We start from the raw sequence: 23,446 nt of genomic DNA on the forward strand, positions 1-23,446 counted from the left end.
ACATAATACGGATTGTTATAAGTAGCGAAGACGGGAATTGAACCCGTGACCTCAGGGTTATGAATCCTGCGCTCTAACCAACTGAGCTACCTCGCCATTTTTGTGGTGCAAATATAAGGATATTTTGCATTTCCACAAATTTTAATTCAATTTTAAATAATCAATTACATCCCCTACATGATTAGGTTTGCTAAGGATTATGTTATTAGCATCTAAAATAAAATAAGTCGGGGTTGCGACAATATTGTAAGTATCTCCATATGAGCTATACCAGCCCTTCCCTTCAGAATCACTCACCCAAGGATATACATTTGCTTTGCTCTTGAATTCGTTCAAATTGTTATCTAAGGATAAGCCTACGATCTCTATATTTTGAGCCTTCATTTTGTCATATTTTTCCAAAAGCTTTGGCAATTCCGCTTCGCAATGTGAACAAGTAGATGACCAGAAAACCACAATCTTTTTAGAAGCCTTTATATCATATAGTGATTTAGCATTTGTATGGATTGGGTTCACAAAAGTATTGTTAGGAAACTTAGCACCCAGCTCAATATTTTTGTTCGATTGAATTGTAGATGCAAGACGATCATTGATGGTACATTTCAAATTATTGGCCTCAGTAAGATACTTATCCTTTAACTTATCCATATTGTATGTACTGAAGATATCGATCAGCTCAGAAAGTATAGTTTGCCCCCTAGGTGTTTCCAAATTGACAGCCTCTAATAATTTGTCTACATTTCCCTCAACATTGGATTTGGAAACATTAAGAAAATTGATCAGTGATGGTTTTAGTATTGTTGATGTCTCAAGGTACTCCCCGGATTTTGAATAGAAATTAATAAAATCCTCGGGTTTAAAAGCTGAAGCCTTTTCCTGGACAGAATATTTTTGGTTATTATGGTAATATTCCAAGAAAGGGTGGGTACTATACAATGAAACATCATTTTTAGAAAGTAGCCCAATCTCAGTCTCTAGAGATTTATAAAAACTCTCATTAGGTTTGTAATAATCTTTGATCTGTATAAGTGCTGGTAAAATTAATTCTTGTTTTTTCTGAAGTTCAACTTCATTACTAAAGAGTTGATTTACTTTATCCTCGAAAACAACATCAGAAATTTTATTTTTAGAATCCAGTTCAATCTTAAACTTTATGTCAGCATTTTCTGATACCATATTAACGGAAGAGTTGGACTTTTGAAAAAAAACTCTCATCATTCCGACATATTTTTTATCAACTTTGAAATTTGCGGTATTTCCTGCTATTTTAGCCTTAGAATATAATATTTCTTTAGAACCATTAAAACCATATAAGTAAGCATCTGAATCAGACAAATAGGATGGAATATCAACCTTCACATTAAACTGAGCAAATATGTTTGCAGATAACATAATACTACTCGTTATCAATAATTTTTTCATAATGTAAAAATAAAAAAAACTCACTTAATAAGTGAGTTTTATATCGTAAAAATAAATTATTGCAATAATCTTTTTTTTGATTTTAGGGCAACAACTACAATCATTAAAACTGCTGCCAAAAACAAAATAAAAGTATAACCATCTATAGGAGAAGCAGGATATGCTCCAATCCCACCAGATTCTGGATTTTCCGGAGGTGGCGGTACAGATTGCGCAAAGCTTAAAATACCTATCAAGATAAATACTAAGCTATATGCTTTTTTAAATATTGAATCCATCATATAATCTTGTGTTTAATTTAGAATTTTTTTGATTACAACTTCTCCATTCTCAGAAGTGGCCTTAATAACAAAAGTAGATTTTGCTTGGTAATTAAGAGGCACAACATAATCATAGCTCGTTGAAATATTCTGTTGTTTATTTAACAATTGACCTGCAGAAGAGTAAACTTCAACGGTTGCATTCTTCCAATCTTTAGCAAATCTAACAACCCATTGTGCATCTTTTTTAGCAATAATAGTTTGTGAACTAGTAAAACTATCCGTACCCAAAGTTATATTTGAGGGTTTCTCATAATATAGACCTAGAGTCTGAGCTCCATTCATAGAAAGGCTTTCCCCGTCTACAATTTTTATAATTTGATTTTGGGCATCTTTGATATAGAAGCTATTCCCGTTGGACAATCCATCTTCAACCCTTTCTCCCTTTTCGTACAATTCAAACTTTAATTGGTAGGGCTGATCTGTATAATTTATATAAAGAGGAATTTCTTTTGTTTTAAAAGTTATCTCATTAGCCTCATTAATATATAATTTATCAGTATAAGCAGCATCTTCGCCACCAGCTAACTTCTCCTCTTTCGTATAGATTTTCTTATTATCACTATATGCTTGCAAAGTTGTGGACGTAGGGCCGTATCCTGTAAAAGCAGAAGGAGATACTGCATAGTAAGTTCTATCCAACTCCATGCCGTTCAAGTCATACATTACAACCGCGACTTGTTTTACAATCTTATCCGATGGAATATCATCTGTAGTTTCTGATGTTTTGGCAGCAGTAACAGAATAGTCAATCCCATCAGCTCTAGACGTTTGCTTGAAACGTCTGGTCTTATTAAAATTCAAGAAAGGAGTAGTAGAAGCATCCGCAAGCTTTACCATGAACGCACCCATAGGCTTTATAATCCTATTACCAACATCCCCTGCTTGAAAGGCTCCATTTGAAGTTTTCATTACTAGAATTGTTCCCGGGTAGGTTGTTCCATTCTGAGCGGTCCAGTCTACATTATTATCTCCATAATAAGCTACACCTTCTAATTTAGATATGAAATTATCATCACTACCTGTTTCAGAATCTATTCCAATATATTTAAGGTCAATATTGGTAAGAAAGGGATTTGCTAATTGATAAAGATTTTTAGCATAATCAGCAGGCCAGCCTGCTCCTTTGTTTCTGAAAGGATCATCAAGATATGAATAATACTTCTCACCAAAAGTATTAGAAGCATTACCATTAGTTCCAAAACTACCGCTGTAAGCTCCAGATAATGCAAAATTCACATTATTAATTCCACCTCCTATAACATCAGAGGCAGGAGTTCCTTTAAAAATCTTTTTGTCTGATTTAGGAAATTGCCAGAAATAAGTAGCATCCGACTTTCTCCTAGGCAATATATAATAAGTCATGGGACTTATAAATGCAGGATTTGGTGTACCTGTTGAATAATAGGCTGTACCGTTATACGCAATCTGATCAAAACGAGCTCTCGCGTTGTTCCACCAAAAAGCTGAGTTTGGAGCAAATCTACCAGTCGAGTTGTTAGTCGTATTGGTAACATTTAGATTCCCATCCCCAAATGCCTCGACCAAATCTGGAATCCTAAAATTATAAAATGGCAATCCCATCTGTTGAGATCCCGTAGTACCATTCATATAATCCGCCAAATATTCCTTGTTGACCTTACCTGATATCTTTCCTTGTGGGATACCAGTGATGTACAACTGTCCATAGCTGGAAGTAGTAGCTAATTTAAGATTGAAATTTGACGTTGCTTCAATATTTATCAAATCATCAGTGGTTGCTCCAGTAGAAACACCCTTGATCATGATATTACCTGAGTTATTTACAACAGAGGTACCTGCAGCTTGCAATCCTCCTCCGTTATACACTAAAGTCTGTGGCTGAATAGTTACCAAGGCCGCATTACCGACGTAGGTAAGCACTTGAGATGAAGCAACAACATAAAAAAACATTGATTGCAGAATAAATATTTTTTTTATCATCGTGTTAATTTTTATTTGTGTGTTTATCTGGCAAAGATATTAATTTTTTGATTATTTGAAAATAATATCTTAACATTTAAAGAATTTATAATATTGAGTCTATCTTAACATATTGCTCATTTTCTATATTGAACATATAATCTTCTAAAATTTTCTCTGTCGTCCCTCTCAACCCTCTCGCTCCAAGTCCTTTATTCATGGTATCTTCCACTATTTCATCAATTGCCTGCTCACTGAATTCGAGAGTCACATTATCCATTTTGAATAATTCTGTAAATTGATTGACAATAGAATTTTTTGGCTCCTTCATAATCCTCACAAGTGTCTCTTTTGTCAATTTTTCGAGATAAGTGATGATTGGAAATCTTCCCAAAAGCTCTGGAATCAATCCAAAACTCTTTAAATCTATCGCATTGATCTGACTAAGGATATAATCCTCCTCCTCTACTTTGTTCAATTTTTCAGCAGAAAAACCGATAGCCTGCTTATTAAGTCTTCTTTCAATGATTTCTTTCATCCCGTCAAAAGCTCCTCCGGCAATGAAGAGGATATTTTGCGTATTGACCTGGATATATTTCTGATCCGGATGCTTACGTCCTCCTTGAGGTGGGACATTTACGATACTGCCTTCCAAAAGTTTCAAAAGGCCTTGCTGAACACCTTCTCCAGAAACATCTCTTGTAATACTCGGGTTATCAGATTTTCTCGCAATTTTATCGATCTCATCTATAAAAACAATTCCTTTTTCTGCTTTCTCTACATCATAATCTGCAACCATCAATAATCTTGAGAGAATACTTTCTACATCCTCTCCCACATAACCAGCCTCTGTAAGAATTGTAGCATCTACTATGCAAAAAGGAACATTCAGCTGTTTTGCAATTGTTTTTGCCAGCAGGGTTTTTCCTGTTCCGGTTTCACCAATCATGATGATGTTTGACTTTTCTATCTCTACTTCGCGGTTCTCATTTTGTGCATGTAATAACCTTTTATAATGATTATAAACCGCTATTGATAATTGTTTCTTGGCTTGATCCTGCCCTATTACATATTCATCCAGGAAAGTTTTTATTTCTCTAGGTTTTTTAAGTTCTTCCAGAGATTCTGCCATAGAAGCTGAGTCAGAAGTTTTATTGACACTATCTTTTACAATAGAGTGTGCTTGTTCTATACAATTTTCACATATAAAGCCATTTTGCCCGGAGATCAGAATTTGTACTTCATCTTTTTTTCTCCCACAAAATGAACATTGATTTGGATTCATAATTTTCTTAAGTTCTAAAATTAAAAAAGAAGTTCTAGACTTCTTTTATGCTTTTGTTATGGATTCTTGAATTTCTTTGTATTCTTCGGGTGTGAATATCAACCTGACATTTTTAAAGTTAAGGTCATCCATACTATTAAGTGGTATCAAATGAATATGAGCGTGTGGCACTTCAAGACCTACAACAGCCACTCCCACTCTTTTGCAAGGAATAGCTTTTTTGATCTGCTTGGCAATATCTTGAGTAAAAGCCCAAAGTTCTTTATAATCTTCCGAATCCAGATCGAAAATCAAATCGGTTTCTTTTTTGGGAACAACAAGAGTATGACCTTTCACCAATGGCATTGCATCTAGAAAAGCAATATGCTTATCATCTTCAGCAATTTTGTAGCTAGCGATCTCCCCGCTGATGATCTTTGAAAATATACTGCTCATAATATTATTAATTAATGTTGATTTTTAATTTTCAGCAATTATTGAACCAGCATTAATGATCTGTTTCTTATAATGAAATTTCTAAAACCTCAAAAGACAGTTTATTACCATTTGGCAAAACAATATCAGCTGTTTCCCCGACAACCTTACCCAAAAGACCTTTAGCAATAGGAGTATTTACAGAGATTTTCCCAGTTTTGATATCACTCTCGTTATCTGGCACCAAAGTGAATTTCTGTTCTCCTTTTGTAGCATTATTTTTAAGTCTGACAGTTGTAAGAATAGATACTTTGCTGAGATCCAATTGAGCCACATCAATAATCTTTGAGTTGGCTATAATGTCCTTCAGCTTAGAGATCCTCATCTCCAACATTCCCTGAGCCTCTTTTGCGGCATCATATTCTGCATTTTCAGAAAGGTCACCCTTGTCTCTTGCTTCAGCAATTTGCTGTGTTATTTTTGGTCTTTCGTTGGTTTCTAATTGTTCCAGTTCGGCTTTCATTTTGTCCAAACCTTCTTTGGTCACGTAGTTCATAACAATAAAATTTATCGTTTGTATAAAAAAATAATCCGACCTTTGCCGGATACTATTTTGTCTCGAATTGAGTTTACAAATATATAATTTATTTTGAAATGAAACCCAAAAAATTAGCATTCCTATTTACATCATTTTTGATAATCAGTTCTTTAAGCATTATAAATTCTTGCAGAGAAAGAGATGACACAGTTAGCTGTTTTCCAGATTCTGTAATATCTGTACAATTAAATCTAAGCCTACCCCAATATTATGAACTACAAACTGTAGGAGGCTGGAAATATATAGACGAACAGCAATCTGGTACTCGAGGACTGATCGTCGTAAGAACAACTAGTGGTTTCAAAGTATATGATAGAAATGCACCACATCTTTGTCCTGACAATGATACGACTTTGGAAGTCAAAAATGGAACCGCAGTTTATTGCCCGAAAGATGGTGCAGAATGGATACTAATCACAGGACAACCTTCTAAAGTAGCTAAGACAGCCCCTAAAACTTACGGATACAATTATGTGAACAATATACTTTCTATTTATAATTAACATATGAGAGTAGTAATACAGCGGGTTTCCGAAGCCAGAGTAAAAGTAGATGATAAAATTGTCGGAGAAATCAAGCAAGGATTAATGCTTTTGATTGGTGTTGATAAAACCGATGAACAGTCCGATGCAGATTGGCTTGTCAAGAAAATCCTGGATGTACGGGTTTTCTCTGATGACGAAGGAAAAATGAATCACTCTGTGAAGGATATTAATGGCGAAATCCTTTGCATTAGTCAATTTACATTGATCTCTGATTATAAAAAAGGCAATCGACCTTCTTACATCAAAGCGGCAAAACCTGACAAAGCCATTCCGTTATTTGAACATTTCAAAGATGAAATAAAAAAATCCGGATTGAAGACCGAAAGCGGAATCTTCGGAGCAGATATGAAAGTTTCATTAGTCAACGATGGACCTGTCACATTAGTTTTTGACAGCAAGACAAAATTATAAAGGAGCAAATTTTTGCTCCTTTATTTTTAATCGACTTCATATTCAAGTTTTATGGTAATGCTTGCTTCTTTATCCTTGGAAGTTGTGTTGTAAGTCCCTCCATAAGAATAATCTTCGTTGGAGTTAGGAGCAGTAATTTGGATGACTCCCATTGTCGCTTTTTTCAAATTCCCGAGACTACTTCCAGCATTTTCGGCAATTTTCTCTGCACGTTCTTTGGCATCTTTGGTTGCGTTGGCAATCATTTCTTGCTTTACATCAGATAGTTTTGTATAGAAATATTGAGGTGAAGAAGAAGTAAATTCGATTCCGCGGTTGATAATTTCTGTTATGTTTCTGGAGATATTTTCAATCTTGGCTACTTCTTTTGATTTTATAGAAACACTCTGAGTCAGATTATATCCAGAGAATTCTCCTTGTTGATAATTCCCATTGGAATCCGTATAATTCCTGAATTGTTTCTGAATATCTACAGCAGAAAAAACCATTTCGTTTTCTTTCACACCTTTCGATTTCAAATATTGAGAAATCACCTGTCGGTCAATTGCTAATGCATCATAAGCAGATTTCAACTCAAAACTATTTTTGGAAAAGCTTCCAGACCAAGAAATCAAGTCCGAAGTAAAAGTTTTGGAACCGAGTCCCGTGACAGAAACCGTGTTTTCTGATTTGTTCCTGTTTTTGACAGCGCTACCAAGCAAAGCAGCAGCAATAATAAAACCTAAAGCAGCAATTCCTACTGCAATATAATTCTTCATAAAATTTTGTATTTGAGTTGTTTGTATCAAACTTGATACCAAATTTTAAGATTTCATTAACATAATTCTAAGATGCAATCTGTCCAATATCTTCAATAGAATTTTCTCTTTCTACTGCTTCCAGATAAGCTTTCCTCTTAACCACTTTGGTATCGCTCCAGCTGTCGTGCCAACCATTACTACCAAAAAATGAAAGTGCATCAAACGGAACAATCCTACTAAAATTTCTTTTCAGGAAATCGTTTCCTGTTGGCAAACCACCGTTTTCATTCACGACCATTGTACCCGTAATCAGTTTTCCAAGACTTCGTCCTTTTGAAATCATCTCTGTAAGATACATAAAGAGCGCATAGAAGAAAGCAGTGACCAATCTATCTAAAAAAGAATTTATACCAGCCACCTTGTCGGCAACAGTTAGATAATCAATTCCTGAAACAAAGGAATAAATAAACATCATCATTGCGTAAAATAGAATAACAAGCAGGTAAGTGAAAAAATAGTCAATGAGAAAATTTACAAATCGTAACAATTTCTCTGCCTGATTTCTATCTACAATTCTAGAGTTGTTTTTCATAGGTTTTAGTTTTAATTATTTTTTATTACTTAATTTCTTTTTCAAATTCCAAACTCACGCCTTTCATTTCGCCCGGCATTGGCGGAACTGTTTTGGTTAATCTGATTTTGATAAATGTAATCTTCGGAAACAGATTTTCAATTTTATTGATAATTCTTCCAATCACGTGTTCCAAAAGTTCAGAACGGATTGCCATTTCCTTATGGATTATTGCACTGACCTCAGCATAATTGATGGTATCTTCAAGATTATCAGTTTGTGACGCTTTTTCTAAATCAGCGTGTAATTCTGCATTGATGACGTAATGATTTCCAATGATGGCTTCTTCTGATAAAACACCGTGATAGGCGTAGATTTTTATATCTTCTAAAATGATTTTTGATTTCATGGTTTAAAAATAGAAAAATATTTTGAACGCAAAGTCCGCAAAGATTCTTTTATCAAAATTGAAAACATTTTTAAGTTCGCAAAGGCGTAAAACTTAGTGAAGAAATGAATCTAAACATACTTTTGTCATTCCGTAGGAATCTCAGCAGTCTAGATTCCTACGGAATGACAATATTGTGGTAATTGAAATGTTTAAATTTTGTGGAAGTTTTCTTTCGTGCGAAGCTGCAATAGGGATAGTAGTGGAAATCCTTTTTTGCTTGGACTTCCCGAACTTTTGACTGAAAAATGGTGATGCAAAAAAGATTGCAACGGATAGCCCGCCCCGAGCTTGTGCCCTTCGAGAACCTCAGGGTGACACGTGATAGCGAGGGGATTGCCAAAATAATTTCACAAAAAAACCTCATCTGGAAAGACAAGGTTTTTAAATTTTATTTGATGCTTTTGGAAAGTTCCAGCATTGCTTCGATCGGCTTGAGTGCTTTCAGGCGAATATCCTCATTCATCGTGATTTCCGGAAGTTCATACTTCATACACAGATAGAGCTTTTCCAGCGTGTTTCTCTTCATAAAGAAACATTCTGAGCAATTGCAACTTTCGTCGAAAACCAAAGCCGGAATCAAAGATTTGTGTGGCGCACGTTTTCTCATCTCGTGAAGAATCCCTTCTTCTGTCGCAATGATAAATTCCTGACAATCATCTTGTTCTACATAATTGAGAAGTGCTGAAGTTGAACCGATGAAATGTGCCAATTCTAAAACCGGCGTTTCGCTTTCGGGATGCGCAATCAGTTTTGCGTTGGGATGATCAGCCAATTGTTGCGCAATTCGTTCCATGGAAAACGCTTCGTGCACGATGCAACTTCCGTCCCAAAGAATCATATCCCGACCTGTTTTCTTGCTAAGATATCTTCCCAAATTTTTATCCGGAGCAAAAATAATCGGTCGGTCTTTAGGTAATGCCTCGATGATCTGTTCTGCGTTGGAGCTTGTTACGATGATGTCGGAAGCAGCTTTGGTTTCCGCATTACAGTTGATGTAAGTCGCCACAAGCGCATCCGGATATTGCTCACGCATCTTGTTGAGACCTTCCGCGGAACAACCGTCTGCCAAAGAGCAACCAGCCAACGTATCGGGAAGAACTACTTTTTTTGTAGGGTTAAGGATTTTCGCAGCTTCTGCCATAAAGTGAACGCCGCAAAAGGCAATCATATCGGCATCGGTTTCCTTCGCCTGTCTCGCCAATTGCAAAGAATCGCCAAGGAAATCAGCGATATCCTGAATCGGACCTGGCTGATAATAATGCGCCAGAATCACCGCATTTTTTTCTTTTTTAAGGTCGAGAATTGCTTTTACAAGGTCATCACCTGTAGGAATCGCAAACTCCTTGAGGTCAAGAAAACCTTTTACAGGCATATTATTGATTGCAACGTCTAATGTATTTTCCATTACAAATGTTTCAGATTTTTATTCGTTGATAAAGTTATTGATTATTTTCTCGACTTCTGCTTTTGCATCGTCCAAATCGATATTAACAATAATCTTATCGAAGTGTTTTTGATAAGTCATTTCCTCGCCTGCTTTTTCCACTCTGGTTTTGATAGTTTCCGCACAGTCGGTATTTCTTTTTATCAATCTCTGTTCCAACTCGGCAATGCTTGGTGGCATTACAAAAATTGACAAAGCTTTGTCTCCGAAAATCTCTTTCAGTCGGATTCCGCCTTTGACATCGACATCGAAAATCACGACTTTTCCTTCTTTCCAGATTCTTTCTACTTCGGATTTCAGCGTTCCGTAATATTTATCGGTGTAAACTTCCTCGAATTCCACAAATCCATCTTCTGAGATTTTGGTTCGGAATTCTTCTGGTGTCAAAAAATAATAATCCTGACCGTTCCTTTCTTCACCTCTCGGTTGTCTTGTAGTTGCAGAAATTGAAAAACTGAGTTGCGGAATAACGGAAAGTCCGTGCTTGACCAAGGTTGTTTTTCCACTTCCGGACGGCGCGGAGAATATGATAACTTTTTCTTTCAAAATTTGATTTTTAAAATTCTATATTAAACTCTTTTCTGATGTATTTTAGAATATCTACGAAATCTTGGAGTTCATCAATCTGTGGATAATGTTTCAAATAAGATTCCGGATTGCTATAATCAAATTCATTTTTCTGTTTTCCGGATTGATATTTAACTAAATAACCAGTTCCATCTAAAACCATAATTGAATTTGTGATTGCAAAGACCCAATCTTTTTCTTCATTGTCATATTCAACTTTTCTCTTCTCTTTTTTATATTGAAAATATTCCTCTTTTGAAAGAAATTCTATATTTATTTAAGGCTCGAAGATTTAAAAATAATTCTTCTATAGATTTTTGAGGTTTTAGAATCGTTATTTTTGGTTTTATTAATTCAAATTTATCTTTGCTGAGTTCTTTTGGTAAAAAACATTGAATCAATTCTGATTTCCAAATTTTATCTTCTTTATAAATTCTAAAAACATTTCCGCTATTATAAATTCCTCTGTCTTTGTAAATTCTGATTTCAGTTTCTTTCAATTCAGAAGGAATATTGGCAAGAGAATCTATATTTTGTGATTTTACAATCGCAAATAGGAAAAGAAACAAAAATTTTAGCGAAAATTGCATATAAATATGTCGCTCCTACGGAGCTTTATTTCTTGTTGATTAGATTTCTACAAACATTTCGCTTCTTCGAAGCATGGCAAACTTGAATCTTTTTTCAATATAAAATTGATTACCAATAATTGATAAAATCGTTTATCAATTATCATTTATAATACGTTCAGCGTTTGCTCCTTGATTTTCTCCAAATCATCTTTCATCTCTACCACCAGTTTCTGAATCTCAGAATGATTGGCTTTTGAACCCAAAGTATTGATCTCCCTACCCATTTCCTGAGCAATGAAACCTAATTTCTTTCCGTTGAAATCTTCATTTTTCATCACTTCAAGATAATATTTGATATGTTGCGAAAGTCGAACTTTTTCTTCTGAAATATCCAGTTTCTCAACAAAATAAACCATCTCCTGATAATATCTCGTTTCATCAATATTTTCAAAATTCTTAAGTGCAGTCTGATATCTGTCTTTGATGGGCTGAATTCTTTCTTCTTCATATTGGGCAACCTGACTTAGATTATACTCAATATTCTGAACGATTTTCTCAATTTCTTCAGCAAGATTATTCCCTTCTGTTTGACGAAATTCTATAAATCTGGCAACTGATTCTTGGACAACTTCGAAAAGCGCTTTCCATTCATCTTCTTCCAATTCAGAACTTTTGGTTGACAAAACTTCGGGCATTCTAACTGCCATTTTCAGCAATTCAAATTCAGGAGCTTCGGAACCAATTTCCCTCAACTGGTTCATATAATTTTTTACAATATCCTGATTGATCTTTACATCATTATTATCCTCAAGACTTTCACAGTTGATATAACAATCTACCTTTCCCCGGAGAATCTTATCATTCAATAATTTTCTGATATCAAATTCCTTCTCTTTGTACCTCAATGGGATTTTAACATTCAGGTCAAAACTTTTGCTATTAAGAGATTTTATATCTATTGTGATCTTCTTCCCTTCATAAACAGTTTCGGCTCTCCCAAAACCTGTCATAGATAATATCATAACTATTATATATTAAGGGTGCAAAGATACTTAAAAAAGTATTTGCAGGGTTATAATGACTTTGGTCTTGTTTCACAATAAAAAAATTAAAGGAGCGTTTGAAAAAATTATATTTGCAAACGAAAAAATGTAGTATGAATAAACTTATAACCCTTTTCCTTATTTTGTTGAGTACTTTTTCTAGCGCTTCAACCATTGCACTTCCCAAAAACAGTTACAGAATAGACGAAGAAAGAAAAATTATTGTTTGTAATGCTGACCTCAGCAAATTGCAGTTTGATAATCAACCTATCATCCTAATTATCAATGATAATAATTCAAAAATTTTAGACAATGTTGTCAATTTAAAAAAAGGAATCCGATATACTTTAGGATTTGGAGATTTTTACCAGTCAAGGTATTCCATATTTTTTACAGAGTTACCATTATTATTTATTGATACATTATCAGAAATATCAGATACTCCGAAAGTTCTATCGAAAATCAACCTCGTAGAAACAAGTGGGAAAATCACAGAATCTAATGCGGGCATAGAATACAGAGGTGCTACCTCTCAAAGTTACCCTAAAAAATCTTATGAGATAGAATTCTGGAATGATACTGTTGGAGATGACACTCAGGACCTTTCTCTTTTAGGAATGAGAGAAGATAAAGATTGGAATTTTCAGGCAATGTATAATGAAACTCTAAAATTAAATAGTGTAACTGCCTGGCAATTATGGAACAACATGAGTAGTTTATACTATAAAGATTTGGAACCCGAAGCTAAGACAGGAATCAACATGAAATATGTGGAAGTTTTTGTCAATAACTCATATCAAGGAATCTACGCCATTAGCGAGAAAGTAGATAGAAAACAACTGAAACTCAAAAAAAATACAGAAACAGAAATACGCGGAGAACTATACAAAGGTGATCAATGGGATGATAATACAACCTACCAAGGAATTACATCCTATGATAACACTTCCGAAATATGGGGCGGTTACGAATACAAATACCCGAAAGACCTGAGAGATTGGAGCAATTTTTATAATCTACATGACTTTGCCATCAATAGTAGTGACGATGATTTTTATAACAGCTACAAACAAAAATATGATAGTGATAATCTAATTGATTATTTCATTTTTTCTAATACAATAAGAGCCAAAGACAACACGGGCAAAAACATCTATACAGCAAGGTACAATAAAAATGAAAGATACTTTTTCATCCCTTGGGACCTGGATGGCGTTTTTGGAAGAATATGGGACAGCACTTCTGAGGATATTACAGATGATTTGTTATCTAATGGTTTATATAACAGACTTTTTAACGACCAAAGAAATGATGGATTCCGTTATGATCTAAACAAAAGATGGCTGGAACTAAGAGCAAGCACAATCACTGTCGATAAAATAATGCAATTATTAATAGACAATTTTGACTATCTGAAAACCAATGGAGCGTTAGAAAGAGATCAACTCGCAAACTCCGGAAGCACAATAGCTACAGAGTACGAAGAGTTTGCATACATCCGCCAATGGCTTATAAGAAGGCTGGACTATCTGGATAAGACTTTTGCGTTTTCCCCAACCGAAATACCTTCTAACAATCCGGACATCGAAAAAACAAATAATAAGATACAACTCTATCCCAATCCAGCAAAGAACTACATCTATTTCATTGACAAAAATAATAAAACAGACACTTCATTTTTAGACATAGAGATTTACGACACTTCTGGGAGAAGAGCAAAAACTATTTCTCAGCAACCGATTACCCAAAGTGTATTCATTGGAAATCTGATGAATGGTAGATATATTTTGAAAGTAAAGACAAGCTTAGGATTCAAGCAAAACATCAAACTTATTATTGATAAATAATTGTTTTGAATTTTTATTCTCACAGAATTCCTTAATTTTGCCACATATGAAAAGATGGTATCTCTACCCTTTTTCCTTGGGTTATCATTTGGGAACTTCTATTAGAAACCGAATGTATGATTGGGGAATTTTTTCTTCTACGAAATTCAAAACACCAATAATTGGTGTCGGAAACCTGTCGGTTGGTGGCAGCGGAAAATCACCTATGGTGATGTATTTGGCAGAATATCTTTCCAAATTCTACAGAACCGGTGTACTTTCCAGAGGTTACGGACGTGTGACCAAAGGTTATGGCATTGTGAATTACGACAGCAATTATAAGATTGTTGGCGATGAGCCTATGCAGTTATTCGAACGTTTCAGAAATCGTTTCGTGATCGGCGTTTGCGAAGACCGCGTTTTTGGCGCTAAGAAGATCATTGCTGATATGAATCTGGAGGTTTTGCTTTTGGACGACAGTTATCAGCATCGCGCTATAAAACCCGGGATGAATCTTCTTCTGACAGATTACAACGACCCCTATTTCAAAGATTTCATTCTCCCAGCTGGTGATTTGCGTGAGAGTAGAAATGGAATGCTGCGTGCGAACATCATTATGGTCACAAAATGCCCAGATGACCTTACAGAGGAGAAAAAGCAATATTATATCTCAAGGATCAGACCTCAGCATTATCAAAAAGTTTTCTTTTCAGCGATTTCTTATGACGAAAACATTCTTGGAATTGATAAAATGATGCCTGTAAAAAATCTGGATTATTATGATGTCTTGCTAATAACCGGAATTGCCAACCCTTCACAATTATTGAAAGAGATCTCCAAATACAACAAGAAGATCAAACATCTGCAATATAAAGACCATCATAATTTTACGGATGATGATATCAAAAAAATATCAGCAGAATACAAAAAATTAGGAGAATATAAAGTCATTCTGACCACAGAAAAAGATTATGTTCGCCTAAAAGCATTTGACTACCTTCGGGATAAGATTTATTATTGGCCAATCAATGTAGAGATTGATAAACGAGAAGATTTTAACAAAATCATTCAGAATTATGTTAGAAAAGTTTAAAGAAACAGCAGAATTCATCAGAAACATTATTAGGGAAACTCCTGATTTTGCTATTGTTTTGGGTTCTGGTCTTGGAAAACTTCAGGACGAAGTACAGGCTATTCATATTTTAGATTATAAAGACATTCCTAATTTTCCTCAGACCACAGTTGTCGGTCACGGCGGAAAATTGATTTACGGAATGCTTGAAGGCAAAAAAGTTTTGATGATGAGTGGGCGCTTTCATTATTATGAAGGCCATTCTGTCGAAACGGTAACTTTTCCTTTTAGAGTTTTTCATTTGTTAGGAATTAAAAATTTGATTCTTTCTAATGCTGCCGGAGGTGTGAATCCAAACTTCAAGATAGCTGATGTGATGATTCTGACCGACCATATCAATATGATGCCGGAACATCCATTGAGAGGAAGAAATATCGATGAATTAGGTCCTCGTTTTGTTGATATGAGCGAGCCTTACAATCGTAAAATGATTGAATTGGCTAAAAATATTGCCATTCAAGAAAATATTGACTTAAAAGAAGGTGTTTATGTGGCTTTGACAGGACCAACTTTTGAAACACCTGCAGAATACGGAATGGTAAGAGCCATCGGCGGTGATGCTGTTGGGATGAGTACTGTTCCTGAAGTAATCGTTGCAAAACACCAGGCAATGGATTGTTTCTGCCTTTCAATCATCACAGATCTAGGCGGACCAGAAATATCTTTTGCCGTTTCTCATGAAGAGGTTCTTGAAGCAGCGAATAAGGCAATGCCGAATGTGATTAAAATCGTAAAAGGACTCGTGAAAAATTACAGCTAAATAAAATCAAAAATCCTCAGAAATTTCTGAGGATTTTTCGTTAGTTTTTGATTATTTTCTCATAACTCTTCGAGCCGTCTATATTTTCAAATTCAATGAAATAGGCACCTTTTGTCAATTGAGATACATCCATTGTTGCAGCAGATTTCTGAGATAGAACCTGCTTCCCTGTAGAATCATAAATTTTAAGCGAATTGATCTTATCAGAATTAGTAATATTCAAAACATCTTTTACAGGATTTGGATAAATGCCAACTCTCTTGGCAGAAGTATTAGCATCATCAACACCCAAAGATGGTGATAAGGTTAAGGTCGCATAATCTTTGTTCCCCGCTCCATGATAAGCCAAACTGGTAGAAGTTCCCTTACCATAAAAAATATCTAGCGTTCCAGCTGCATTTGTGAATGCTTTGTCACCAGCACCGCCAGCAAGCGTTCGTCTCACGACCAAAGTTCTAATACCGGAAGCAACCGTGTTAGAAAGCTCTGTCCAATTTTGTACAGCGTCCGCAGAAGGTGTTACTCCAACACCATTGAACATATAATCCCTATTGGCAGTACTATTATAAATGAACCCATCGGCTCCAGCAGCCATTCCATCCGGACTAAATCCTACGCCAAGCCATGCTGTACTGCTTCCAGTGAGCGTCATTGTAACATTGGTCGGATCAGTATCAATTTTTATTGTCATCGCTGTGGTTGGCAGACTGACAACTCCAGTAGAAAATTGAGAAAACATAGTTCCGCCAATCAATAGCGGAAGCATCTTTAGTAAGTTTTTTGTCATATTTTTAATGTTTCAGAAGATTAATCAATTCGTTATTATTAGATTTCAAAGCATATTCAAAAGCAGAAACTCCCATAGAGTCTTTTATATTGATGTCTGCTTTATTTTTCAGCAAGATGCTTACAAGTTCCAGGTTATTCCTTTTCACCGCCCACAAAAGCGGTGTGTTTCCAAAAGAGTCCTGAATATTGGGATTTGCATTTTTCGACAGCATTTTTTCCACAAGCTCCTTGTTATAATTAATACATAATGAAGACAGTGCCGTTCCTTCCTGACTTACATAATTCAAATCTTTTACGTTATCAATCAGATATTTCGCAACCTCCGTATTACCTCTGTAACAGGCCAAAATCAAAGGTGTGAAACTTCTTTCATTTTTAGAATTAATGATATCCGGATTTTGACTGACCAAAGCTTTCATTTCGTCAAGAGTTCCGCTTCGGGCAACATCGAAAACGTTTTTGGACTGGGAAAAACTCAAACCAAAAATCATTAATATAAGTATTGTAAAATATTGTTTCATTATTTCTGGAGTAAAAAGTTATAATTGACATTCACATTTTCCGCTACTTTTGCAGCCACCATTTTTGGAATTTTAACTTTATAATCTGCAGTTTTAGCAACAAATTTTCCTTGAACAACAACTTTATCATCTTTCAGATAGACACTAGCCGTCGATTGTACCGCATTATCAACACCGTGGAAATTCAATGTTCCGGAAATGGTGTAAGCTTTTGGTTTGGCTGACAAATCACTTTTATTAAAATTCTGGATTTTCCCCTTAAAGCTTGTCTTAGGAAATTTGGCAGATTCTGCATAGTTTTCATTGAAATGCTCCTGCATCAGATTGGATTTAAAAGTAAATCCATTAACCATTGCTAGCGAAGCAATATCGCCAGTATCCGCGTTCAGGATTGCTGTTGAATTGTTATTCTCAGCATAAACATCCTCAAATAGCGGAACCGAAGCTTCGAAAGTAATCTTACCTGTTTTGGTAGAATATTTTTGAGCAAAAACGAAATTCGAGGTTAGAATCATGCTTATAAAAAAAACTAAAGTTTTCATTTTTCTTTTCCTTTATTAATTAATTTTCAAGCAAACCATCTGCTTTCCATTTGATAATCATATTGATATTATCCTGAGACAGTGTTCCGCCCTGAGGCATTTTCAAAGGGTCACCGTTCGCTCTTTGGATTCTGTCCAAAATATTATCAATAGAATTTTTCACAGCCGTATAATCTGTCAGTGGGAAATATGGATTAGAGCCTGTCGACGAGTGGCAAACGACACAATTATTATCAATGATCGTCTTCACATTTTTGTTGTAGCTCACAGTTTCTGTAATCGGTTTCACATCAGAGATCTCTTCAAAAGTTTTGGTATCGCAACTCATCAACATCAAAAATCCTGAAATCGGAATGACTAATTTTATTGTACTTTTCATATTCAGCATTTTAAAAAACTCTATAAAGATTAAACCCAAAAAAGAAATGGCCTTTTCCCCAATCACCGGTCGCATTGGTAATGTAACCTGTTTCCGTATTGGCTTGCGAATTACTGAAAACCAACTGGAATACGTGTCCGCCGGTATCGATGTCCATCCCTACAGACAAAGGATTTTTGTAAAAATTCTTATCCTCGAAGTTGTAGAAATATTCTGCATTGATAGAAACGCGTTTTGAGATTTTATATCGCCCGCCTAAACCTGTTGAGAAGAGATTTTTGCTATCAATTGTCGGTTCAATGAGATTTTTATGGATATAACTTGGCATCAATTGCAAAGTCAGATTTTCAGTGAATCTTCTGGAAATCAACAATTGTGATAGATAGGCAAATCTGTCGGAGAATTCCAGCTTTGGGAAATCATCTTTCTTAAGTTCGGAATTAATATCGAGAACGTTGTAGCCAACGATATCAAATGGCGATTCTTTTTCCTGTTTGAAGAGTCTGTATTTTGCACCAAACTCATAGGTTTTTTGGTAAGTATGTCTGGAAGCACTCAGCGCAAGCCAATCTCTTAATCCATAGATGACGCCTAATTTTGTGGTCGCATTATCTAATCCGAAAAAGTTTTTGAACCCATCACTTACATCCCCGAATCTATGAGAGATGTCAAGATAGAATTCTTTTCTCGCAGGTAATTTTGTGGATTGTGCCGTAACAACCTGCAATGCTTTGAAACTGGGAGAATAAGGCGTCTCGGTTTTGACAGTATCGATTTCTTTTAACAGATCGTCCTGTGCATAATAGAAAACCAGAATGAATAAAGAGATAAATGATAGAAGTTTTGACATACAACCTTTTTATTCAAAATTATGACGTCTGCACAAAAAAAAACGGTGACTAAAGTCACCGTTTTTCAATTATCCCTATACCCAATGGGCTTTGTGTAATCAATCCCTCTTTTTCAAATTTTTTCAAAATACGGCTTACGACTTCCCTCGCTGTTCCCAGTTCATCAGCAATCTTCTTATGGGAAACCTTTACGGCATCAGTCCCATTTCTTCTGATTCGTTCGTGGAGATATTCCAACACCCTATGGTCAAGCTTCTGAAAAACAATTTTATTAATTGTTTCCATCATAAACTTATATCGGGAATCATATTCCAGAAAAAACATTTGATTCAGCCTGGGATATTTCTGAAGCCAGATTAAAAATTGAGAGACAGGCAAAAGGAGAACATCGGATTTTTCCTCGGAGACAGCGTAGATTCGGCTCACTTTATCGGTGAATATCGTAGAAAAAGTCATAATACAACTCTCACCTGGTGATATATAATAGTAAACAAGCTCTTTCCCGTCATTCAAATTATAAACCTTTATCGAACCCTTTATAAGTATAGGGATAAATTTTACCTTATCACCTTCAGCAATCAATTCTTGTTTAGCATTGACCGAGGTAAAAATTCCGTGCTCTTTGAGTTCCTGATAAAAACCTTCATCAAATTTTTCAAATTTTCTTTTGATGAAATCCGAGTTTCCCATTAATAATTTTTATTCAAAATTAAATATATTTTGATAATTTCAATAAAATTCAAAACAAATTTCACAATACCTTACGGATTAAACATTATCCAACACAAACATTTCTTAACACTTACAAATTCAATATTAATCACTAACTTCGTTCATTAAAATTTAAAAAAATGAAGAGGATATTAGTTTACATCTTATTATTTGTGTTTCAATTGGGCTTTTCTCAGGAAGTTCCAAAAGTTCTGAAAACCAAATTTTCCAAAGAAGCTTTAGCACAAACATTACAGGATAAAGACGGGAAAGAGATTTCCATCAACCAGATTCTGAAACAACACAAAGGCAAAGTACTCATTCTTGATTTCTGGGCAGGCTGGTGCAAAGATTGCCTGAAAGCATTTCCAAAAGCAAAAGAATTGGAAGCTAGAAATCCAAATATTGACTTTGTATTTCTTTCCCTAGAACGCTCAAAAGAAGGTTTTGATAAAAGCCTGGAGAGATTTGAGATGACTGAGAAGGAGAATTATTGGTTTGCTTCCGGTTGGAAAAACGATTTCAATAATTATGTGGACCTCAACTGGATCCCGAGATATATTGTGGTGGACCAAAAATCGAATATCACAAAATATTATGCGATTTCTCCTGAAGACCCAGACATCCAAGCGACAATTGACAGACTCACAAAATAATCAACATCCCGAAAATCATTCGGGATTTTTTTATTAAAAATTCACAATCTAATGTAACAGAAAGGCTTTTATATTTGTCTAGCTAATAAATGATTATAAATGAAAAATTTTTTCATAACCGGAAAACTTCTTATTTTAATATCTGTTGTAGCCTTATCAAATAAACTGATAGCCCAAACTACTTCTGACAGTATTGACGTTTTCATAAAGGATAAAATGTCACAACTAAAAATACCTGGTTTACAATTGGCTGTCATCAAAAATGGAAAACTGGAAAAACTAAGTAATTATGGCTTTGCCAATCTGGAACATCAGGTTCCCACCATTTCAAAAAGTACTTTTTCGATTAATTCTATGACAAAAGCCTTTGTTGGTGTTGCGATTATGCAACTACAGGAGCAAGGGAAATTAAAAACAAATGATTCTATTTCTCTATACATTTCTGATATTCCTGATGATTGGAAATCTATTACGATAAAACAATTGTTAAGCAATACGTCCGGACTTCCTAATAATATTGATGAAAAAGAACAGGTTCTAGGCAACGGTATTGAAGAAAAAAACTGGGAACTGGTAAAGAAATTGCCTATGGAATCTAAACCTGGAGAGAGATTTAGTTACAACCAAACCGGATATTACATTCTGGGAAGAATCATCACAAAATTGAGTGGTAAGCATTTCACACAATTCATTGAAGAAAACCAATTCAAGCCTTGTCATATGACTTCTACACAGTTTGGAGACTCCAATGATATCGTACCAAATAATGCTGGTGCTTATTCTACAATTATCAACATCGATGGCAAGTGGATTAATGATGGAAAACTACACAATGCTTTTGCAAGCTTTCCCGTATTCTTCAGAACTGCTACAGGCATTATTTCCACTTCCGAAGATTTAAGCAAATGGCTTATCGCCTTAAATGACGGAAAACTATTACAGAATAAAAATAGCGCTAAAGAGCTTTTCACTTCCATAAAATTAAATGATGGACATATCGATGGTTTTAATAAACTCACCAATGGATATGCGCTAGGCTGGCCAACAGTTGTGAGGGAAGAACATCCTGCCGCAGCACCTGTTGGTGGGATGCGCTCAGCATTATTTGTATATCCGCAAGACAAACTTTCGATTGTAGTCCTAACCAATCTGCAAGGTTCTAATCCCGAATGGTTTATTGATGAAATTGCAGGTTTTTACTTCCCCGATATGAAAGTTAAAAATGGTTTTGGTCTTAGCAAAAATCTGAAATTATTACGTCAACAACTCATTGAAAATAAATTTCAAAATAGCTATAAACTTTATACGAAAATTAAAAAAAGCAACAAAGATTTTAAACTTTCTGAAGACGAAATCAATTCCTGGGGTTATCAACTTTTAGAACAAGAAAAGAAAAATGAAGCATTGCAGGTTTTCCAACTAAATACCTTGTTGTTCCCTGATAGTGCCAATGTTTATGATAGTTACGCTGAAACTTTGGAAGCATTAGGAAATCGGAAAGACGCCATCATCAATTATAAAAAGTCACTGGAACTAAATCCTAATAATACGAATGCAAGCAATTATTTGAAAGATAAAAAATAATCAAGATTGCCAAAGAAAGAATATAATCCCGAAAAATTTTTCGGGATTTTTTTTGATTAAATTTGTTCTCGAATCAAATCTAAATTCTAACTTCTCATTCCTAACTTCTAAAAAATGCAACGAAAAATCATCCACGTAGATATGGACGCTTTTTATGCTTCCGTGGAGCAGCTCGACAATCCGGGTTTGCGTGGAAAAGCCATTGCTGTTGGAGGACAGCATCGTGGCGTGGTTGCAGCAGCAAGTTATGAAGCAAGAAAATTCGGGGTACGCTCGGCGATGCCAAGTAAGACAGCCAAAGAAAAATGTCCGCATCTCATTTTTGTAAAGCCAAGATTTCAACGTTACAAAGAAATCTCCAACAAAATCCGAAACATCTTCCATGAATATACTGATTTGGTAGAACCCCTTTCTCTGGACGAAGCTTACTTGGATGTTACCGAAAATAAAAAAGGAATCGAATCTGCGAATGACATCGCTAAAGAAATCAGAAAACGAATTTTTGAAGAAACCGGATTAACCGCTTCTGCAGGCATTTCCGTTAACAAATTTTTGGCTAAAGTCGCATCTGACATTAATAAACCAAACGGACAGAAAACCATTCATCCCACGAAGATTGATGAGTTTCTGGAAAATCTTCCGATTGAAAAATTCTACGGTGTCGGAAAAGTGACTGCGAATCGAATGCACACGCTTCACATTTTCAAAGGTTCTGATTTGAAAGCCAAATCTCTGGACGAATTGGAAAAATTGTTCGGAAAATCCGGAAGGTATTATTATAATGTTGTCCGTGGAATCCACAACGGAGAAGTAAAACCAAACCGAATCCAGAAAAGTGTGGCAGTGGAAAGAACATTTTGGGATGACATCAATGAAGATGAGGAAATCGAGCAAAAACTTAAATCTTTAAGTCAAGAATTGGAAGAGCGTCTCGGGAAAAGAGAAATCAAAGGTAAAACCTTAACCCTTAAAATTAAGTACCAAGATTTTGCACTTTACACCAGAAGCAAAACGCAGGATTTCTATTTCGAGAATGCTGAGAAATTCTACAATACGGCGAAACAACTTTGGGAACTAAGACCTTATGACAAAGCCATCAGATTGCTCGGGTTGTCCTTATCCAACCTCAATACGGACGAGAAAAAACAGGTTTCTGTACAGTTGAGGATTCCTTTTGAGGATTTTGATAATGATTAATTTCGAATGATTTTATATTCATCATTGAGTCTTTTGATTCGTTTTTGAATCTTTTGACTGAAATTTGAGTCTTTTACACTCATCATCGAATCTTTTTGACTTGAAAATGGGCCTTTTTGATTCATCATCAAGTCAATTTGCATGGAATTTGAGCCTTTTAGACTGGAAAACCAT

Annotated in this window: 28 protein-coding genes and 1 tRNA gene; 8 read left to right on the forward strand and 21 right to left on the reverse strand. The window is 35.2% G+C overall.

Annotated features, from left to right (window positions below):
- Positions 1 to 22: 22 nt before the first annotated feature.
- The 7 genes from RTX21_RS03575 to greA form a co-directional block, all read right to left on the reverse strand.
- Positions 23 to 96 (reverse strand) — tRNA-Met (locus tag RTX21_RS03575).
- A 45-nt stretch (positions 97 to 141) separates the two neighbouring features.
- The gene (locus tag RTX21_RS03580; protein WP_312765327.1) at positions 142 to 1,422 is read right to left on the reverse strand and encodes a TlpA disulfide reductase family protein; all 1,281 of its coding nucleotides are present in this window, start codon (positions 1,420 to 1,422) and stop codon (positions 142 to 144) included.
- 56 nt (positions 1,423 to 1,478) lie between these two features.
- Positions 1,479 to 1,703 (reverse strand): hypothetical protein, encoded by a 225-nt coding sequence (locus RTX21_RS03585; RefSeq protein ID WP_312765328.1) that lies wholly within the window; start codon positions 1,701 to 1,703, stop codon positions 1,479 to 1,481.
- Positions 1,704 to 1,715: 12 nt separating this feature from the next.
- Entirely contained in the window at positions 1,716 to 3,704 is a 1,989-nt protein-coding gene (locus RTX21_RS03590; RefSeq protein ID WP_312765329.1) for a hypothetical protein, read from the reverse strand.
- An 85-nt stretch (positions 3,705 to 3,789) separates the two neighbouring features.
- Positions 3,790 to 4,968 (reverse strand): ATP-dependent Clp protease ATP-binding subunit ClpX, encoded by a 1,179-nt coding sequence (gene clpX / locus RTX21_RS03595; RefSeq protein ID WP_312765330.1) that lies wholly within the window; start codon positions 4,966 to 4,968, stop codon positions 3,790 to 3,792.
- 45 nt (positions 4,969 to 5,013) lie between these two features.
- Positions 5,014 to 5,403, reverse strand: a complete 390-nt coding sequence (locus RTX21_RS03600; RefSeq protein WP_312765332.1) for an HIT family protein — start codon at positions 5,401 to 5,403, stop codon at positions 5,014 to 5,016.
- Between the two features lie 67 nt (positions 5,404 to 5,470).
- Positions 5,471 to 5,938 (reverse strand): transcription elongation factor GreA, encoded by a 468-nt coding sequence (greA, locus tag RTX21_RS03605; RefSeq protein WP_312765333.1) that lies wholly within the window; start codon positions 5,936 to 5,938, stop codon positions 5,471 to 5,473.
- A 98-nt stretch (positions 5,939 to 6,036) separates the two neighbouring features.
- Between greA and RTX21_RS03610 the strand changes: the two genes are divergently transcribed.
- The gene (locus RTX21_RS03610; protein ID WP_312765334.1) at positions 6,037 to 6,483 is read left to right on the forward strand and encodes a hypothetical protein; all 447 of its coding nucleotides are present in this window, start codon (positions 6,037 to 6,039) and stop codon (positions 6,481 to 6,483) included.
- A 3-nt stretch (positions 6,484 to 6,486) separates the two neighbouring features.
- Positions 6,487 to 6,936, forward strand: a complete 450-nt coding sequence (dtd, locus tag RTX21_RS03615; RefSeq protein ID WP_312765335.1) for a D-aminoacyl-tRNA deacylase — start codon at positions 6,487 to 6,489, stop codon at positions 6,934 to 6,936.
- Positions 6,937 to 6,962: 26 nt separating this feature from the next.
- Here the strand turns inward: dtd and RTX21_RS03620 are convergent, their stop codons facing one another.
- From RTX21_RS03620 to RTX21_RS03655, 8 genes are all read right to left on the reverse strand, one after another.
- Positions 6,963 to 7,694: an SIMPL domain-containing protein gene (locus RTX21_RS03620; RefSeq protein ID WP_312765336.1), complete on the reverse strand. Its 732-nt coding sequence runs from the start codon at positions 7,692 to 7,694 to the stop codon at positions 6,963 to 6,965.
- 67 nt (positions 7,695 to 7,761) lie between these two features.
- Positions 7,762 to 8,268, reverse strand: coding sequence for an RDD family protein (locus RTX21_RS03625; RefSeq protein WP_312765338.1), 507 nt, complete (start codon positions 8,266 to 8,268; stop codon positions 7,762 to 7,764).
- 25 nt (positions 8,269 to 8,293) lie between these two features.
- The gene (folB, locus tag RTX21_RS03630; protein WP_312765340.1) at positions 8,294 to 8,656 is read right to left on the reverse strand and encodes a dihydroneopterin aldolase; all 363 of its coding nucleotides are present in this window, start codon (positions 8,654 to 8,656) and stop codon (positions 8,294 to 8,296) included.
- A 430-nt stretch (positions 8,657 to 9,086) separates the two neighbouring features.
- Positions 9,087 to 10,103: a quinolinate synthase NadA gene (gene nadA, locus RTX21_RS03635; RefSeq protein WP_312765342.1), complete on the reverse strand. Its 1,017-nt coding sequence runs from the start codon at positions 10,101 to 10,103 to the stop codon at positions 9,087 to 9,089.
- Positions 10,104 to 10,121: 18 nt separating this feature from the next.
- Positions 10,122 to 10,688 (reverse strand): guanylate kinase, encoded by a 567-nt coding sequence (gene gmk, locus RTX21_RS03640; protein ID WP_312765343.1) that lies wholly within the window; start codon positions 10,686 to 10,688, stop codon positions 10,122 to 10,124.
- Positions 10,689 to 10,698: 10 nt separating this feature from the next.
- The gene (locus tag RTX21_RS03645) at positions 10,699 to 10,872 is read right to left on the reverse strand and encodes a hypothetical protein (protein WP_312765344.1); all 174 of its coding nucleotides are present in this window, start codon (positions 10,870 to 10,872) and stop codon (positions 10,699 to 10,701) included.
- A gap of 70 nt (positions 10,873 to 10,942) precedes the next feature.
- Positions 10,943 to 11,209 carry a hypothetical protein gene (locus RTX21_RS03650; protein ID WP_312765345.1) on the reverse strand — a complete coding sequence of 89 codons (267 nt, stop codon included), beginning with the start codon at positions 11,207 to 11,209 and terminating at the stop codon, positions 10,943 to 10,945.
- 236 nt (positions 11,210 to 11,445) lie between these two features.
- The gene (locus tag RTX21_RS03655; RefSeq protein ID WP_312765347.1) at positions 11,446 to 12,303 is read right to left on the reverse strand and encodes a YicC/YloC family endoribonuclease; all 858 of its coding nucleotides are present in this window, start codon (positions 12,301 to 12,303) and stop codon (positions 11,446 to 11,448) included.
- Between the two features lie 134 nt (positions 12,304 to 12,437).
- Between RTX21_RS03655 and RTX21_RS03660 the strand changes: the two genes are divergently transcribed.
- Genes RTX21_RS03660 through RTX21_RS03670 form a run of 3 tightly spaced genes read left to right on the forward strand, consistent with a single transcriptional unit; the run spans position 12,438 to position 16,042 of the window.
- Complete coding sequence (locus RTX21_RS03660; protein WP_312765348.1) at positions 12,438 to 14,171, forward strand: CotH kinase family protein; 1,734 nt, start codon at positions 12,438 to 12,440, stop codon at positions 14,169 to 14,171.
- Positions 14,172 to 14,217: 46 nt separating this feature from the next.
- A complete protein-coding gene (lpxK, locus tag RTX21_RS03665; RefSeq protein ID WP_312765349.1) occupies positions 14,218 to 15,243 on the forward strand; it encodes a tetraacyldisaccharide 4'-kinase in 1,026 nt (341 codons plus the stop codon).
- Entirely contained in the window at positions 15,227 to 16,042 is an 816-nt protein-coding gene (locus RTX21_RS03670) for a purine-nucleoside phosphorylase (RefSeq protein ID WP_312765350.1), read from the forward strand. Before lpxK ends, RTX21_RS03670 begins: the two co-directional genes overlap by 17 nt.
- A 40-nt stretch (positions 16,043 to 16,082) precedes the next feature.
- Here RTX21_RS03670 and RTX21_RS03675 read toward each other — a convergent pair whose 3' ends face one another.
- Genes RTX21_RS03675 through RTX21_RS03700 form a run of 6 tightly spaced genes read right to left on the reverse strand, consistent with a single transcriptional unit; the run spans position 16,083 to position 19,814 of the window.
- The gene (locus tag RTX21_RS03675) at positions 16,083 to 16,829 is read right to left on the reverse strand and encodes a T9SS type A sorting domain-containing protein (RefSeq protein WP_312765351.1); all 747 of its coding nucleotides are present in this window, start codon (positions 16,827 to 16,829) and stop codon (positions 16,083 to 16,085) included.
- Positions 16,830 to 16,833: 4 nt separating this feature from the next.
- Positions 16,834 to 17,352 carry an ankyrin repeat domain-containing protein gene (locus RTX21_RS03680; protein ID WP_312765352.1) on the reverse strand — a complete coding sequence of 173 codons (519 nt, stop codon included), beginning with the start codon at positions 17,350 to 17,352 and terminating at the stop codon, positions 16,834 to 16,836.
- The gene (locus tag RTX21_RS03685; RefSeq protein WP_312765353.1) at positions 17,352 to 17,894 is read right to left on the reverse strand and encodes a YceI family protein; all 543 of its coding nucleotides are present in this window, start codon (positions 17,892 to 17,894) and stop codon (positions 17,352 to 17,354) included. The genes RTX21_RS03680 and RTX21_RS03685 overlap by 1 nt, the downstream gene beginning before the upstream one ends.
- Positions 17,895 to 17,913: 19 nt before the next feature.
- Positions 17,914 to 18,273 (reverse strand): cytochrome c, encoded by a 360-nt coding sequence (locus RTX21_RS03690; RefSeq protein WP_312765355.1) that lies wholly within the window; start codon positions 18,271 to 18,273, stop codon positions 17,914 to 17,916.
- A 10-nt stretch (positions 18,274 to 18,283) separates the two neighbouring features.
- Positions 18,284 to 19,123 (reverse strand): DUF5777 family beta-barrel protein, encoded by an 840-nt coding sequence (locus RTX21_RS03695; protein ID WP_312765357.1) that lies wholly within the window; start codon positions 19,121 to 19,123, stop codon positions 18,284 to 18,286.
- Between the two features lie 55 nt (positions 19,124 to 19,178).
- Positions 19,179 to 19,814, reverse strand: coding sequence for a Crp/Fnr family transcriptional regulator (locus RTX21_RS03700; protein WP_312765358.1), 636 nt, complete (start codon positions 19,812 to 19,814; stop codon positions 19,179 to 19,181).
- Positions 19,815 to 19,975: 161 nt separating this feature from the next.
- Here RTX21_RS03700 and RTX21_RS03705 point away from each other — a divergent pair, with 161 nt between their 5' ends.
- From RTX21_RS03705 to dinB, 3 genes are all read left to right on the forward strand, one after another.
- The gene (locus tag RTX21_RS03705) at positions 19,976 to 20,491 is read left to right on the forward strand and encodes a thioredoxin-like domain-containing protein (protein ID WP_312765359.1); all 516 of its coding nucleotides are present in this window, start codon (positions 19,976 to 19,978) and stop codon (positions 20,489 to 20,491) included.
- A gap of 99 nt (positions 20,492 to 20,590) precedes the next feature.
- Entirely contained in the window at positions 20,591 to 22,075 is a 1,485-nt protein-coding gene (locus RTX21_RS03710; RefSeq protein ID WP_312765360.1) for a serine hydrolase, read from the forward strand.
- A gap of 114 nt (positions 22,076 to 22,189) precedes the next feature.
- The gene (dinB, locus tag RTX21_RS03715) at positions 22,190 to 23,272 is read left to right on the forward strand and encodes a DNA polymerase IV (protein WP_312765361.1); all 1,083 of its coding nucleotides are present in this window, start codon (positions 22,190 to 22,192) and stop codon (positions 23,270 to 23,272) included.
- Positions 23,273 to 23,446 lie beyond the last annotated feature (174 nt).

It is taken from the genome of Epilithonimonas sp., assembly GCF_032054305.1.
Classification (GTDB): Bacteria; Bacteroidota; Bacteroidia; order Flavobacteriales; family Weeksellaceae; genus Epilithonimonas.

What these genes read in the sequence shown, in the direction of transcription:
- RTX21_RS03710 (WP_312765360.1), top strand. Translation starts at nt 20,591, where the DNA reads ATGAAAAATTTTTTCATAACCGGAAAACTTCTTATTTTAATATCTGTT.
- dinB (WP_312765361.1), top strand. Translation starts at nt 22,190, where the DNA reads ATGCAACGAAAAATCATCCACGTAGATATGGACGCTTTTTATGCTTCC.
- RTX21_RS03580 (WP_312765327.1), bottom strand. Translation starts at nt 1,422, where the DNA reads ATGAAAAAATTATTGATAACGAGTAGTATTATGTTATCTGCAAACATA.
- RTX21_RS03645 (WP_312765344.1), bottom strand. Translation starts at nt 10,872, where the DNA reads ATGGTTTTAGATGGAACTGGTTATTTAGTTAAATATCAATCCGGAAAA.
- greA (WP_312765333.1), bottom strand. Translation starts at nt 5,938, where the DNA reads ATGAACTACGTGACCAAAGAAGGTTTGGACAAAATGAAAGCCGAACTG.
- RTX21_RS03620 (WP_312765336.1), bottom strand. Translation starts at nt 7,694, where the DNA reads ATGAAGAATTATATTGCAGTAGGAATTGCTGCTTTAGGTTTTATTATT.
- RTX21_RS03695 (WP_312765357.1), bottom strand. Translation starts at nt 19,123, where the DNA reads ATGTCAAAACTTCTATCATTTATCTCTTTATTCATTCTGGTTTTCTAT.
- RTX21_RS03590 (WP_312765329.1), bottom strand. Translation starts at nt 3,704, where the DNA reads ATGATAAAAAAAATATTTATTCTGCAATCAATGTTTTTTTATGTTGTT.
- RTX21_RS03690 (WP_312765355.1), bottom strand. Translation starts at nt 18,273, where the DNA reads ATGAAAAGTACAATAAAATTAGTCATTCCGATTTCAGGATTTTTGATG.
- RTX21_RS03670 (WP_312765350.1), top strand. Translation starts at nt 15,227, where the DNA reads ATGTTAGAAAAGTTTAAAGAAACAGCAGAATTCATCAGAAACATTATT.
- RTX21_RS03610 (WP_312765334.1), top strand. Translation starts at nt 6,037, where the DNA reads ATGAAACCCAAAAAATTAGCATTCCTATTTACATCATTTTTGATAATC.
- RTX21_RS03660 (WP_312765348.1), top strand. Translation starts at nt 12,438, where the DNA reads ATGAATAAACTTATAACCCTTTTCCTTATTTTGTTGAGTACTTTTTCT.
- RTX21_RS03600 (WP_312765332.1), bottom strand. Translation starts at nt 5,403, where the DNA reads ATGAGCAGTATATTTTCAAAGATCATCAGCGGGGAGATCGCTAGCTAC.
- RTX21_RS03680 (WP_312765352.1), bottom strand. Translation starts at nt 17,352, where the DNA reads ATGAAACAATATTTTACAATACTTATATTAATGATTTTTGGTTTGAGT.
- folB (WP_312765340.1), bottom strand. Translation starts at nt 8,656, where the DNA reads ATGAAATCAAAAATCATTTTAGAAGATATAAAAATCTACGCCTATCAC.
- RTX21_RS03655 (WP_312765347.1), bottom strand. Translation starts at nt 12,303, where the DNA reads ATGATATTATCTATGACAGGTTTTGGGAGAGCCGAAACTGTTTATGAA.
- clpX (WP_312765330.1), bottom strand. Translation starts at nt 4,968, where the DNA reads ATGAATCCAAATCAATGTTCATTTTGTGGGAGAAAAAAAGATGAAGTA.
- RTX21_RS03625 (WP_312765338.1), bottom strand. Translation starts at nt 8,268, where the DNA reads ATGAAAAACAACTCTAGAATTGTAGATAGAAATCAGGCAGAGAAATTG.
- RTX21_RS03700 (WP_312765358.1), bottom strand. Translation starts at nt 19,814, where the DNA reads ATGGGAAACTCGGATTTCATCAAAAGAAAATTTGAAAAATTTGATGAA.
- RTX21_RS03705 (WP_312765359.1), top strand. Translation starts at nt 19,976, where the DNA reads ATGAAGAGGATATTAGTTTACATCTTATTATTTGTGTTTCAATTGGGC.
- dtd (WP_312765335.1), top strand. Translation starts at nt 6,487, where the DNA reads ATGAGAGTAGTAATACAGCGGGTTTCCGAAGCCAGAGTAAAAGTAGAT.
- lpxK (WP_312765349.1), top strand. Translation starts at nt 14,218, where the DNA reads ATGAAAAGATGGTATCTCTACCCTTTTTCCTTGGGTTATCATTTGGGA.
- RTX21_RS03685 (WP_312765353.1), bottom strand. Translation starts at nt 17,894, where the DNA reads ATGAAAACTTTAGTTTTTTTTATAAGCATGATTCTAACCTCGAATTTC.
- RTX21_RS03675 (WP_312765351.1), bottom strand. Translation starts at nt 16,829, where the DNA reads ATGACAAAAAACTTACTAAAGATGCTTCCGCTATTGATTGGCGGAACT.
- nadA (WP_312765342.1), bottom strand. Translation starts at nt 10,103, where the DNA reads ATGGAAAATACATTAGACGTTGCAATCAATAATATGCCTGTAAAAGGT.
- RTX21_RS03585 (WP_312765328.1), bottom strand. Translation starts at nt 1,703, where the DNA reads ATGATGGATTCAATATTTAAAAAAGCATATAGCTTAGTATTTATCTTG.